Annotated in this window: 9 protein-coding genes; 5 read left to right on the top strand and 4 right to left on the bottom strand. The window is 48.1% G+C overall.

Translation table 11 applies throughout. The features are described 5' to 3' along the window. The first annotated feature begins 61 nt into the window (after positions 1 to 61). Positions 62 to 2,869 carry an outer membrane beta-barrel protein gene (locus tag G499_RS0115350; RefSeq protein ID WP_035727737.1) on the top strand — a complete coding sequence of 936 codons (2,808 nt, stop codon included), beginning with the start codon at positions 62 to 64 and terminating at the stop codon, positions 2,867 to 2,869. 96 nt (positions 2,870 to 2,965) lie between these two features. On the opposite strand, the gene G499_RS0115345 is transcribed toward G499_RS0115350, so the two are convergent. Next, complete coding sequence (locus G499_RS0115345; protein ID WP_161627768.1) at positions 2,966 to 4,582, bottom strand: M1 family metallopeptidase; 1,617 nt, start codon at positions 4,580 to 4,582, stop codon at positions 2,966 to 2,968. 137 nt (positions 4,583 to 4,719) lie between these two features. Here G499_RS0115345 and G499_RS0115340 point away from each other — a divergent pair, with 137 nt between their 5' ends. Then, positions 4,720 to 5,340: a hypothetical protein gene (locus tag G499_RS0115340; RefSeq protein WP_027000668.1), complete on the top strand. Its 621-nt coding sequence runs from the start codon at positions 4,720 to 4,722 to the stop codon at positions 5,338 to 5,340. 188 nt (positions 5,341 to 5,528) lie between these two features. Here G499_RS0115340 and G499_RS0115335 read toward each other — a convergent pair whose 3' ends face one another. The 3 genes from G499_RS0115335 to dxs form a co-directional block, all read right to left on the bottom strand. Further along, positions 5,529 to 6,116: a hypothetical protein gene (locus G499_RS0115335; RefSeq protein ID WP_027000667.1), complete on the bottom strand. Its 588-nt coding sequence runs from the start codon at positions 6,114 to 6,116 to the stop codon at positions 5,529 to 5,531. Positions 6,117 to 6,120: 4 nt separating this feature from the next. Further along, positions 6,121 to 6,654 carry a Rossmann-fold NAD(P)-binding domain-containing protein gene (locus G499_RS0115330; RefSeq protein ID WP_154658488.1) on the bottom strand — a complete coding sequence of 178 codons (534 nt, stop codon included), beginning with the start codon at positions 6,652 to 6,654 and terminating at the stop codon, positions 6,121 to 6,123. A 315-nt stretch (positions 6,655 to 6,969) separates the two neighbouring features. After that, positions 6,970 to 8,892 carry a 1-deoxy-D-xylulose-5-phosphate synthase gene (gene dxs, locus G499_RS0115325; protein WP_027000665.1) on the bottom strand — a complete coding sequence of 641 codons (1,923 nt, stop codon included), beginning with the start codon at positions 8,890 to 8,892 and terminating at the stop codon, positions 6,970 to 6,972. A gap of 268 nt (positions 8,893 to 9,160) precedes the next feature. Between dxs and G499_RS0115320 the strand changes: the two genes are divergently transcribed. The 3 genes from G499_RS0115320 to G499_RS0115310 all read left to right on the top strand — a co-directional run bounded on the left by G499_RS0115320 (position 9,161) and on the right by G499_RS0115310 (position 13,211). Then, positions 9,161 to 9,916: a segregation and condensation protein A gene (locus tag G499_RS0115320; RefSeq protein WP_027000664.1), complete on the top strand. Its 756-nt coding sequence runs from the start codon at positions 9,161 to 9,163 to the stop codon at positions 9,914 to 9,916. 374 nt (positions 9,917 to 10,290) lie between these two features. Beyond that, positions 10,291 to 10,491 (top strand): hypothetical protein, encoded by a 201-nt coding sequence (locus G499_RS0115315; RefSeq protein ID WP_027000663.1) that lies wholly within the window; start codon positions 10,291 to 10,293, stop codon positions 10,489 to 10,491. 5 nt (positions 10,492 to 10,496) lie between these two features. After that, on the top strand, positions 10,497 to 13,211 hold the full coding sequence (locus tag G499_RS0115310) for a sensor histidine kinase (protein WP_027000662.1): 2,715 nt from the start codon (positions 10,497 to 10,499) through the stop codon (positions 13,209 to 13,211). Positions 13,212 to 13,218: the final 7 nt, after the last annotated feature.

Raw genomic sequence — 13,218 nt, 5'->3', positions numbered from 1 at the left:
GTCTAAACCTAGATTGAGCGCACAAAGGTTGTGCAGTAATTATATTTTGAATAACGCATTTATGAAAAAAAGCATTTTACTATTATGCCTAGCCCTAGCCTGCTACTTGGGGGGTGTGCAGGCACAGGCACAAAACTATCAATTGACGGGCATCGTGCTCGATAGTACTTCGCAAGAGGGGCTTCCCGGAGCGACTGTGATGCTGGTCTCACCACGCGACACTAATGACAAACGCATTACTGTTACCAATGTCGAAGGACAGTTTTCGTTTAGCAACCTGCCCCATCGGTTTTATATGATGACTATCCGGTATGTAGGATACGAAACCGGTATGCAGCGCGTAAGGCTGGAGCAGGCTGTTACGCGCTTAGGCGACATCAAACTGCGAAGCCGCACCCTTGATGAGATAGAAATCAAGGGAGATGTAATTATGACAGAAGTAAAAGGGGACACTTTGCAGTACAATGCAGATGCCTTTAAGACCAACCCCGATGCTACCGCCGAAGATTTGGTGCGGAAAATGCCCGGCGTAACCGTAGAAGGAGGGCAAGTACAGGCACAAGGCGAACAAGTGAGGCGGGTATTGATAGATGGACGCGAGTTTTTCGGAGAAGATGCGGCGGCGGCGCTGCGCAATCTGCCTGCAAATATGATTTCGGCAGTGCAAGTGCTTGACCAACAGAGCGACCAAGCCCGATTTAGCGGCTTTGATGATGGCAACACAACTAAGGCGCTCAATATTGTTACCAAACCCGAATACCGAAACGGTACTTTTGGCAGGGCTTATGCCGGATATGGCACAGACAACCGCTACCAAGCAGGGGGCAACCTTAATAACTTTAGCGATGCGCGCCGGCTGTCGGTCATTGGCTTGAGCAACAATATCAACCAACAAAATTTTGGCGCAGAAGACCTCGCCGGAGTAGCCGGCGCGCAGTCGGGCGCAGGGCGTGGCCGCAGGGGCGGAGGCGGCCCCGGAGGGTTCAACTTTGGTAACCAAGGGGAGGATTTTAGCGTGGGGCAGCAAAACGGTATCAATACCACCAATGCGCTTGGCCTCAACTATACCAATGAGTGGAACAAGAAGCTCAAACTGACGGGCAGCTATTTTTATAACCAAACCCGCAATGTGAACGACCAGCGGCTGTTTCGCACCTTCTTCCTCGAAGGCAACGAATCGCAGCTCTACAGCCAAAACAGCATCGAGAGCAGCAACAACGAAAACCACCGCCTACAGCTGCGCCTAGAGTATGCCCTAAGCGAAAAAACTAACCTGATCTGGACGCCACGCGCTACCTTGCAGCTCTTTAGTGCCCAAAGCCGCATCGATGCCTTCAACACAACCCCACAGGATGTCTTGCTCAATCAGTCAGTAAATACTTACCGCCAAAACAACGAGGCTTGGCGGCTCAACAACGACCTGCTCCTACGCCACGCATTTGCCAAACGCGGACGTACCATCACCCTAAACCTGACAACGGGCTACAACAATAGCCAAGAGCAGGGCGCGTTATTGTCCGAAAATCAGTTTTTTGAGCGACCAAGCCTAGTGGCTGATTCGCTCAACCAACAAAACCAACGCCTCAATACAGGCTTTAGCTGGAACACCAGCCTGACCTACACTGAGCCAATGGGCAAACAAGGGCAGCTACAGTTCAACTACCGCATTGGGAATACCTTCAGTGCCGCAGACCGTGAAACCTTCAACTTCGACCCCGTTGTGGGGCGCTTCAACTTGTTGGATACAGCCCTGAGCAACCAACTGCGCAACGACTATTTTGTACAACAAATAGGGGCCGGATACCGCTTCAACAGCCAAAAAGGCATTGTCAGAGGTGGTTTTGGGGTCAATTGGCAGTATGCTACCCTCAGTGTTGATGAGCGCTTCCCCAATGCGTTTGCCCTCGAAAAAGACTTTATCAATTGGTTGCCTTATGCCAACTTGGCGCTCAACTTCAACAAACAGAGCAACTTACGCTTGTTTTATCGTACCAATACCCAAGCTCCTAGCGCCAGCCAACTACAAGGCGTGGTAGACAATACCAACCCCTTGTTGTTGCGCGCCGGTAACCCCGATTTGAATCAGGCCTTTAGCCACAATATTTTCACACGCTTCCGCTATGCCAACCCTAACGGGCACAGCTTTTTTGCACTCTTGGGAGGCTCATTTACCCAAGATTTCATAGGCAACAACACTACCATTGCTGTCCAAGATGTGTTCTTGCCTGAACGCGGCATTACCTTGAACCAAGGCACACAGCTGACCTCCTTCGAAAACCTCGATGGCTTCTACAGCCTACGTTCTTTTGTAACCTATGGTCTGCCGTTGAACAAGCTCAAGGTCAATCTCAACTTCAATGTCGGAGGTAGTTATAGCCGCACACCCAGCATCATCAATGGCATACAGAATCAGTCTGAGTCATACAACCTCTCGCAGGGCCTGACCCTGAGTAGCAATATCAGTGAAAAAATAGACTATACCCTCAGTTATACTTTTGGTTACAATGATGTCCGCAATGCCATCCAGCCTGCGCTCAACAATACCTTCTTTACCCAAACAGCCAACCTCAAAACCAATGTTATTTTTTGGAAAGGGTTTGTATGGCAGCAGGACTTAGCCGCGCTTGACTTTCAGGGCTTGGCCGAGGGCTTCAATCAGCAGTTTCTGCTTTGGAATATGGGGATTGGGAAGAAATTTTTGGCCGGGCAAGCCGGAGAGCTACGCCTGACAGTCTTCGATTTGCTGGGGCAAAACAATAGCATTGCCCGAAATGTAACAGATGTCTTTATTGAAGATGTGCAAAATCAGGTGCTTACACGCTACTATATGCTGACTTTTACCTATAACCTGCGGAAGTTTAAGGAGTAGTGTTTACTACCCTCCTTCAAGTGCCTTAAACCCTTGAGGGAGGGTGTATTCCATTAGCGGTCTTGTGAAGTTTGGTATAAAACGCGCATTAACGGATTATTTGATGTAATACAGCTCCATAAGAGGCTTGACACTCGTCGCCTTTGGTAGCGTTTGCCAAACAGTGGTAGGGGTGAGGGTTTGGGTTTTGCCATTGATTTTAGCCTTTATAGGCATCCGGAAATCCGGCACACAGTTCGCCCAACGGTAGCGATAGCCTTTACCTTCAAGAGCCTGTATTTCGAGCTCGGGAAGCTTGGCTTGATAGAGATATTGGTCAAAAAAGTACTGATAATCAGCGCCTAGTTGTTTGCTCATAAAATCAATCAGCTGCTGTGTATTGATGACTTGATGGCGAAAATGGCTTTGGATATTTTTGACAGTGGCCCACCAAAGCGCGTCGTTATCGACTACGTGGCGCAGGGTATGCAGCATCAAAGCACCTTTGAAGTAAATATCTCCGGGGGCATCCGCATTTACGCCCAAAGGTGCTATCAGCGGCTTGCGGTTCTCCACTTTGTAGCGATAACCATTGACATAAGCGTCTGCCGCAGCTTTTCCAAACATACATTCTACATACACTACTTCGCTGTAGGTACACCACGATTCGTGAATCCACATCTCAGCGTGGTCATCACAGCTGACATTATTGCCCCAGTATTCGTGGCCACTTTCGTGGATGAGGATGTAGTCAAACTTCAGCCCTACACCTGAGCCGCTAAGGTCAGAGCCGAGGTAACCATTTTTGTAGCCATTCCCATAAGCGATGGCGCTTTGGTGCTCCATACCGAGGTAGGGGGTTTCGACTACTTTGTAGCCATCGTTCCAGAAGGGATATTTGCCAAAATACTGCTCAAAGCAAGCCAACATAGGTTTGGTTTGTGTGCCAAGCTGTTTTTGGGCTTTTTCTAGATTTTTGGGCAATACAAAGAAATCAAGGGTAAGCCGGTCGCCATCAGCAGCCTCATAGACATCCTCAAAATGTGCATAATTGGCAATATTGAGTGTTACGTTGTAATTGTTGATGGGATAACTCACAAACCAATCAAATTGCACCAAATCATTTTCAAGCTGCTGCGTACCCCTTAGCCGGCCATTGGCCACACACATCAGCCCTTGGGGCACGGCGCAGCGGATGCGCATACTGTCCGGCTCTTCGGACAAGTGGTCTTTGTTGGGCCACCAGAGGCTGGCACCGATGCCCTCACACGAGACCCCTATCCAAGGCTTGCCCTCTGCGTCTTGAGCCCAAGTGAAGCCACCATCCCAAGGGGCATTGATGGCCACCGTAGGCTTGCCCTCATAGGCTACCCGAATGACCGACAGGCTCCCCTGAGCCAGAGGGCGAGGGAAGCTGACAAAGGTTGCATTGCCTTCGCGCTCAAAGGAGAGGCTTTGCCCCTCCCAAGTGATGGCGGTGATGGCCATATTTTCAAACAAGTCTATTTGCAGGGTTTCAAAACTAGTGTTAGCTTTGAAGTGTATATCATTAAAGCCTTGGATAAACCGCTGGTCTGGATACACAGTCAATGATAAGTCATAATAATGCACATCATAGCAAGTCCGTAGCGCTGAAAGGGAGCCTCTAAGGCTGTCTTGGCGTGTAAACTGCGCTTGCGCGGTGTTGGCAAGGCAGCATAATAGACTCCAAAAATAAAAAAATGCTCTCATCATAAGTTTTAGGGATTGATAACCAAAGTAAAAGTGTCGAAAATCGTACATTTTCGCAAGGCTTATACCCGCAACAATCATCTTCTCCCTTCGTATACCTTGATTTAACCCATCACCAAACCCTAACCAAACCCCATTGTATGAAAAATTTAATGCTGTTCTCTGTTGCCTTGTTGCTATGTGTTTTTTGTGTGGCTTGCGGCGGCGGTGGCAACACAGAGGCTTCTGAGCAAACTCAGAATGATGAAATAACCAGCGCAGACGAGCTGTTGGAAGGCAATCCTTTGAGTAATTTTAACTTGACTCAAGGCCACATCAACAGTTTGATCGCTATGTTGGAAGACCTCAAAGCCAATGAAAAGACTTTTGACTCTAAAAATGTATTGAGTGAAATGGCTTCGTTACAAAAATATACCATCAAACACGGCTTTCAGGGTGTAGAAGAGTTTGCTCAGGTCTATCAGAAAATTTTTGCCGGCGTAACCCTCATCACTGCCGAAGAGGAAAACGAAAAACAGAACTTTGATGAGCAGTTCGAAAAAGCGGTCGTAGCGTTAGAGGAACAACTCAAGGACCCCAATATCTCGGATGAGCAGAAGGAAGGTATCCGCCAAAGCATAGAACAGCAGAAGCAGCTACTCAGCAATGGAGGAGCAATGAGCCAACTGCGCAATAGCTATGGTAAACTGATTTCGGACAAGGAGGTGAGCCTCATCAAACAAAATATCGACAAACTCAGAAAGGCTTTTGAGCGAATGTAGAAACGCCACGCCACTGGACATTTTTGGAAAAGCAGCCCGGAGCTCTAGCTCCGAAACAGGCTGAGGCCTTATTTTGGGTGTAAAATGAGCCTTAGCCCATCGGGATTTGAAAAATGTCCAGTGGTGTGGAATGTTTTCTAACCTCTAGTTTTGCATCAGCAAAGGATGTTTTTTTGATACAGTGTTACTCAAGGTTTTTGGCCTTGAGAGTTGATAGCGGCTTGGATGGCAAGGTCAGGATTTACCTCTACAAAAGAGCGCACCATTCGGTCTATTGCGGGTAGGTATTGCTCACGTTGGTGGCGGTAAGTCCAAGCCAAAACTTGGTAGAAATGTGTAGGGCTTTCGACCACAGCCAAGTAATAGAAAATCGACATATCGTCTACCCTACCATAAACCTCACTTAGCAAGGCCGGAAACGAGCCCAAAGTAGTACTGATTTGCTGGGCGGCTCTGAAGCGCTTTAGCTTGGCTTTTAGTTGTTTATGGGCAAAATCTTGATGATCTACCAAGCTGTGTTGTTTTTGCAGATTGGCTTTATAATCACTGATAACGATGAGATAAATATCGTGGTTTTCGTCCTGAAACTGCATACAAGCCCCACCATTGAGCTGCTGCGTGCCTTGCATTTGTGTCATCACTTCTATACCACAGAGCCTATCAGGCGTGATACGCAGGCTATAGTTGAGGCTGTCGGGGGTGCTGGCATTGGTTACGACGGCTTTTTGCTCTCCTTTGGGTTGGCACGCGCCTAAGAGCAGCCAACCCAACAACATCAGGTTATAATTCTTTGAAAGAAGCGATGATATCTTCAAATTGTTTTTCATAGCGGCTTAGATTGTTTTTGTGTGTCCAGATAAAGAGCTGGTACCAGCCCTTTGGGGTTTCGATAGCTGCTATTTTGTAAAAAATACCTGTATTTTGAAACTGCCCCAAAATAGTACTGCTTAACGCCTTGCTATTGCCCAAGATGAGCGTATCTTTTTTGGTAATGTCGATATCCTTTATGTTTTCGTGTAGATTTTGCAGCATCAAATCATAATGTCCCTCTACGCTGTAGTCTGATTCGATTTCGCTTTTGTCATTGTCAATCACAATTAGGTAGATATTCTTCTTCTTGTGTTGATATTGTATAGAGGCGTGTGGATTGAGGTTGTCAGTTTCTTCGAGGTATTGGGGAATAGAAATCGAAAACTTGCCCGGTGCCGTAACCTGTTTCATTTTGGCTGTGCTGATGTCATCACAAGCAACACAAGTTAAAAACAGAAAAACACCCATCAAAAGATGATGGTAGGAGTATCGAGCTTGTTTCATAAGGGTTGGTAGTTAAATATTGGAATAAAAATAAACCTAAAAATCAGGGTGTCATATTACAGTATCAGTCCTCCTTCTTGGTATGCAAAACTAAGTGCTTTGCAGACATTTGCAAATATTTTCTACCAAATTACCAATATCGGGTACAGATAGGCGACGCCATACCCCACTATCGAATACGCGCCCACCGATTTACAAACCACTGGGCATTATAACAAAGAAGCCATCCCGAAAAAATCCGAGATGACTTCCGTGTCTACACCGAGAGATTGGTAGCTAAGCTACGGCCAAACTATATCCAAGGCGTACGGATAGTTACTTGACCATTACACGTACCATCGCTAGGGCAGCCTTGGCTATACCGTCCACATCATAACCGGCTTCGCGGTATAGTTCCATTTGTGTACCGTGTTCAAAAACACGGTCTTCCATTCCTAGGCGCTTGATTTGGGCGCTGTAGCCGTGGTCAGCCATAAATTCGACCACTGCCGAGCCGAAGCCTGCGGGCAGGCAGCCGTCTTCAACGGTGATGATTTTATTGAATTTCTGGAAAATCTGATGGAGTAGCGCTTCATCCAAAGGTTTGGCAAAACGCATATCATAATGAGCCGCGCTGATGCCCTCGTTCTCTAGCTGTTGGGCAGCTTCGAGCGCTAGGTTGCCGATATGGCCTATAGAAAGAATGGCCACTTCTTCGCCTTCACGAATACAACGCCCCTTGCCAATCTCAATAGTTTCGAACGGGGTGCGCCATTCGGGCATTACTCCTTCGCCACGGGGGTAGCGGATGGTGATGGCCGATTTGAGGTTTTTGAAGCTATCGAGCGAGGCAGTGTACATCATATTGCGCAGCTCTTGTTCATTCATTGGCGAAGCTACAATCATATTCGGAATGGCGCGCATGTAGGCGATGTCATATGAGCCGTGGTGTGTGGGCCCGTCAGCACCGGCAAAGCCGGCACGGTCAAGACAGAAAATCACGGGCAACTCCTGAATACAGACATCATGGACGACCTGATCGTAGCCACGCTGCATAAATGTAGAGTAGATATTACAGAACACAGTCATCCCTTGGGTGGCCATCCCGGCAGAAACCGTAACGGCGTGTTGCTCGGCAATACCAACGTCAATGGCACGCTCGGGCATCGCCTTCATCATAATGTTGAGCGAAGAACCCGAGGGCATCGCAGGCGTTACGGCCATAATTTTTGGATTTTGCTCGGCAAGCTCCAATACCGTGTGGCCAAACACATCTTGGTATTTGGGCGGCTTGGGCTTATCGTCTACTTTCTTGAAAATCTCGCCCGTAACCTTATCAAACAAACCCGGGGCGTGCCACTTGGTCTGGTCTTTCTCGGCAGGGGCAAAGCCCTTGCCTTTCACAGTTACGCAGTGCAGGAGTTTGGGCCCCGGAATATCTTTTAGGTCATTGAGTACACTCACGAGATGATCCACATCGTGGCCGTCGATAGGGCCAAAGTAGCGGAAGTTGAGCGCCTCAAAGAAATTGCTGTGCTTCAGGACAAGACCCTTGATAGTGCTTTCTACACGAGAGGCGATTTTTTGGAAGCGGCCAATATGATTGAATTTACCCAGCACCTTCCAAACCTCATCTCTGAACTTGTTGTAGGTATACGAGGTAGTGATGTCGGTCAGGTAGTCTTTCAGTGCGCCCACATTTGGGTCAATAGACATACAATTGTCGTTCAAGATTACGAGCAGGTTGGTATCGGACACCCCGCCGTGGTTGAGTCCCTCAAAAGCCAAGCCGCCTGTCAGTGCTCCATCGCCGATGATGGCCACGTGTTGGCGGTGTAAATCTCCTTTTTCTTTGGAAGCCAAAGCCATCCCCAAAGCCGCAGAAATAGAAGTAGAGGAGTGCCCCACGCCAAAAGCGTCATATGAGCTTTCTTTGCGCTTGGGGAAGCCCGAAATGCCGCCATACACGCGGTTGGTATGGAATTGGTCGCGGCGGCCAGTCAAGATTTTATGTCCATAAGCCTGATGCCCCACATCCCATACAAGCTGGTCGTCGGGGGTATTGAAGACATAGTGCAGCGCTACGCTCAGCTCTACCACACCAAGGCTGGCACCAAAATGCCCTCCATAAACCGAAACCACATCGATAATGTATTGGCGCAACTCATCGCTTACTTGGCGCATTTTGTCGGCAGGGAGGCGGCGCAAATCTTCAGGGGTTTGGATTTGGGCTAATAGGTCTTGAGGTTTGATCAACATCTGCTTACTTTTTGAATGTTTTAAAGGGATTGCAAGAGCGCGGTTGGGGCGAAAGATAAATAAACTATGGCTTTTCTAACACGCATACTTACTTTTTGTTGTATAAAATCAAAAATTACCTACAAAAACCTTGGTTTGTCCTAATGTACGACCCCAAAAAAATTGGCTACAACAAAATGACAAACTGCGCAAGATGCGGGTAATACAGTGGAAATAAGCTATATTCGCGTATAATTGTTTGCAATATAACCGATATTTTCGAAAAAAGTTGGATTTTGAGATAAAACTACCGCTCTTCGAGGGGCCTTTTGATTTGTTGCTCTTCTTTATTGAACGCGATGAGTTGGATATTTATGACATTCCGATAGCCAAAATCACCCGCGATTTTGTGGGCTATACCCAACAGTTGGAGCGCCTCAATATGGATGTGGCCGGGGAGTTTATTGTAGTCGCAGCTAGCCTGATGCGCATCAAGGCCAAGATGCTGCTCCCCCGCGAAGAAGGCGCAACACCCGAAGAAGACCCAAGGCAGGAGCTAGTGCAGTACCTGCTCGAATACAAAAAATACAAGTCAGTACTGCCACTGTTTGAACAACTGGAAGAAGAGCGCAATCAGAAAGAGAGCCGTGGCAACCTCATGGACGAGCTGGCGGTGGTCTCGTCACAAAACGAGGTAGAGTTTGAGCTCAACAACCTAGACCTCTACCGACTGATGAAGGTCTACGAGCGGGTGTTGAACCGCTTTGAAGAGCGCATCGACCACGTGCCCCATACCGTAGTGCCCTATCCCTATACCGTATCGGGGCAAAAAGAATATCTCTCTACCAAGCTGCGCCAACAGAAGCGCCTTAACTTCAGTCAGATTATCCGTGATTACCCCGACAACCCCAAATTGGCTGTTATTTTCAACTTCTTGGCCATCTTGGAAATGCTCCAAAATCAAGTTATTGATATCCACCTCGAAGAAGAAGCAAATGATTTCTGGATCGAATACCTCGAAGAGCAGCCTAGTTATGAGGCATAAGCCTATGTAATTTGTAAATCAAAACAACAGAAGTGCTACGGCTTACATCTCGAAGGGATGATATGTTTTACAGCACATCAAGGTATTGAGGACGAATACCTTGTCTATCGTTTGGCTATAAACATCAGCCCCCTGCGGGGTCAACTAGCCCCGCTGCATTAAGCCTTCCGAGGGGAGTCTGCCCTTGGTGACACCTGTCGGGTTTTGAAAACCCCGGCAGGTCTTTTTACGAAGAACGAAACTACACCAGCGTATGCAGCATCAAGAAAAAATCAGTGTGTTATTGATTGTCAGCAGATTTAGTGCTAGATTGGCCTTGTAGCGCTAAGATAGCCTGCTTCAGGATGTTTGTGAGACCTTACCATCACCAAAAAATGCCACGTCCACATTTACTTGTTTTCTGTACGGTATATGCTTTGTTGTTGCTGCATTATCCGGTCTTGCAAATCTTCAATGTGGAAGGTTTTTGGCAGGGCTTGCCTGCGATGTACTGGTATGTGGCCTTGGCTTGGGGCGGGATAGTACTATTGTGGATAGTATTGGTAGAGCGCAAATCTCCCCCCAAAAACCCTTGATTGGTATGGCTACTTGGTTGATTGCGTTGTTGTCTTTTGGATATTTGCTGTTGCTTTTTGCGGTAGCATACTGGGGTGAATGGCGTGCGCGTCAAGGGCGCAGCCTGCTCAACCGCTCGTATATGTATGCGCTTTCGCTGGCGGTGTATTGTACGGCCTGGACGTACTATGGCAGCGTGGGCAGGGCCGCCGAAGGAGGCTTGACTTTTCTGACGACGTACATAGGCCCGACCTTGGCCATGCCGCTTTGGTGGATGGTGATGCACAAGATTGTACGCATCTCTAAGGTGCGGCATATCAATACTTTGGCCGATTTTGTGTCGGCGCGCTATGGCAAGAGTGTCAGCATCGGGGCGCTGGTAACCTTGATTTGTGCTTTTGGCATTACGCCTTATATCGCCCTGCAAATCAAAGCCATATCGAATAGTTTTTTGATTTTGACAGAGGGCGTTGTGGAGGCCGCTGCCGCCGGGCAGCAGGTCGCGCTGTTAGAAGACACCGCTTTTTACCTTACCTTGGGTTTGGCCTTGTTTATCATTCTTTTTGGCACCACCAATATCAGCAACGATGAGCGCCACGAGGGGATGGTAACGGCCATTGTGTTTGAGTCTATCATCAAGCTGGTGGCCTTTGTATTGGTTGGTATTTTTGTAACTTACGGGCTTTTTGGAGGCTGGCAGCCCTTGTTCAAACAAGCCGCAGAGATTCCGGAGTTGGCTCAAAACTTTACCTTTCGTACAGAAGAGCACCTAGAGTGGTTTTTCTTGAATTTGGCCGCTGCGATGGCCGTATGGTTTTTGCCGAGGCAGTTTCAGGTCGCCGTAGTAGAAAACACCCAAGAGCGCCATCTGAAGCGGGCGGTGTGGTTGTTTCCGCTGTATTTGCTGGTGATTAACCTGTTTGTGTTGCCGATTGCTTTTGGGGGGCGTTTGTTTTTTGGTGCCGGAAGCCCTGTCGATGCCGACACCTACGTGCTGTCTATTCCGCAAGCGGCGGGCTATCCTGCTTTGGCGCTTTTTGCCTATGTAGGTGGTTTTTCGGCGGCTACAAGTATGATTATCGTATCGACAATTTCGCTGAGCACGATGCTGAGCAACAACCTCATTATGCCCATCTTGGTCAGCAAGGTGGTATTGCCCAAACAAGACAGCCGCCGCTGGCGTACGGTGCTGATTTATACGCGGCGGCTTAGTGTGTTGGTGGTGTTGTTGTTGGCCTATCTGTATTTTGAGTTGGTAGGCAAAGACTTCTCCCTAGTGTCTATCGGCTTGATTTCTTTTGTGGCCGTATCGCAGTTTGCCCCTGCCGTTATTGGGGGTATTTATTGGAAACAGGGCACACGAGTAGGCGCGTCCTTGGGTTTGCTTATCGGGATAGGCATTTGGGCCTGGGTGCTGGTATTGCCCACCTTGGTCAGCCCCGAGGCCTTGGTGCTGTTCTCGTGGCTGCGCCCGGAGAGCTTTACGGGTTTGGCAGGGCTATCGTCCATCTCTTCGGCCTTGTTTTGGAGCTTATCGGGCAATGTATTGGGATATTATGTAGGCTCAGTATTGAGCCGCCAAGGGCGCAAAGAACGCCACGAGGCCGAGCTTTTTGTCAATATTTACAAATATTCGACCTCCTATGAGCAATCCGTTATCTGGAAAGCCAAAGCATATATGCCTGATTTACGCTCGCTTTTGAGCAACTTTTTGGGAGATGAACGCGCCAATCAGCTGTTGGAAAGTTTTGCCCAACAACACAATATAGATTTAGAATCAGCCCCTGTCGATACGAGGCTCATTAGTTATGCAGAGAAAATATTGGCGGGCACTATCGGTGCGGCTTCTGCCCGTATTATGATTAACTCTGTCGTAGATGAGGCGGATATTGGCCGAGCCGAGATTGTCGATATCCTCAAAGAGTCGCAGCAGCTCGTGTACCTCAACCGAGAGCTGAGTCGCAAATCTAAAGCCCTAGAGGTGGCCTCGCAAGAGTTGCAGCGCAATGATCGGCTCAAGAATGAGTTTATTTCGACCGTAACCCACGAACTCAAAACGCCCATTACTTCTATTCGGGCTTTTTCAGAAATCCTGCATGACAATCCTGACCTTGAGGAAGACGAGAAAAAGCAGTTTTTACACACCATCATCAAAGAAACAGAACGAATGGAGCGCCTGATTTTGAGTGTATTAGACCTAGAGCGGTTTGAGTCGGGCAAGCAGTTGTTACACTTTCAGACCATACAGCTCAATGACCTCATACGCGAATCGGCAGCGTCTATGCGGCAGGTATTTCAAGAAAAAGGTGTACAGCTCTTGATGCATCTCGACCCTAACCTCCCCCGAATAGAGGCCGATGCCGACCGGATGCAACAGGTGATTCTCAATTTGCTATCCAATGCGCTCAAGTTCTGCCCGGCAGTGCGTGGCAGGGTCATCATATATGCTACCTATGACCTAATCAACAGACACGTACAGATAGACATCGAAGACAATGGCAAGGGGATTCCTGAAGGATCTAAAGAACTGATTTTTGATAAATTTTTTCAGGTCGAAAACCAGACCATCCGCAAGCCACAGGGCAGCGGGCTAGGCTTGGCCATCTGTCGCAACATCATCACACATCATAAAGGGAAAATTTGGGTACAGGTCAGCCAGCCCGGACGGACGGTCTTGTCGTTCAGATTGCCATTTTCTCCCCAAAAAAAAGAACCAAAGCCTGCTGATTCCGTTGAATGAAACACCA

Origin of the sequence: Eisenibacter elegans DSM 3317 (genome assembly GCF_000430505.1) — a bacterium.
In the GTDB taxonomy this organism is placed as follows: Bacteria; Bacteroidota; Bacteroidia; order Cytophagales; family Microscillaceae; genus Eisenibacter; species Eisenibacter elegans.
The sequence above is the reverse complement of the archived record's forward strand: the minus strand, read 5'-3'. Positions and strand labels throughout refer to the sequence as shown.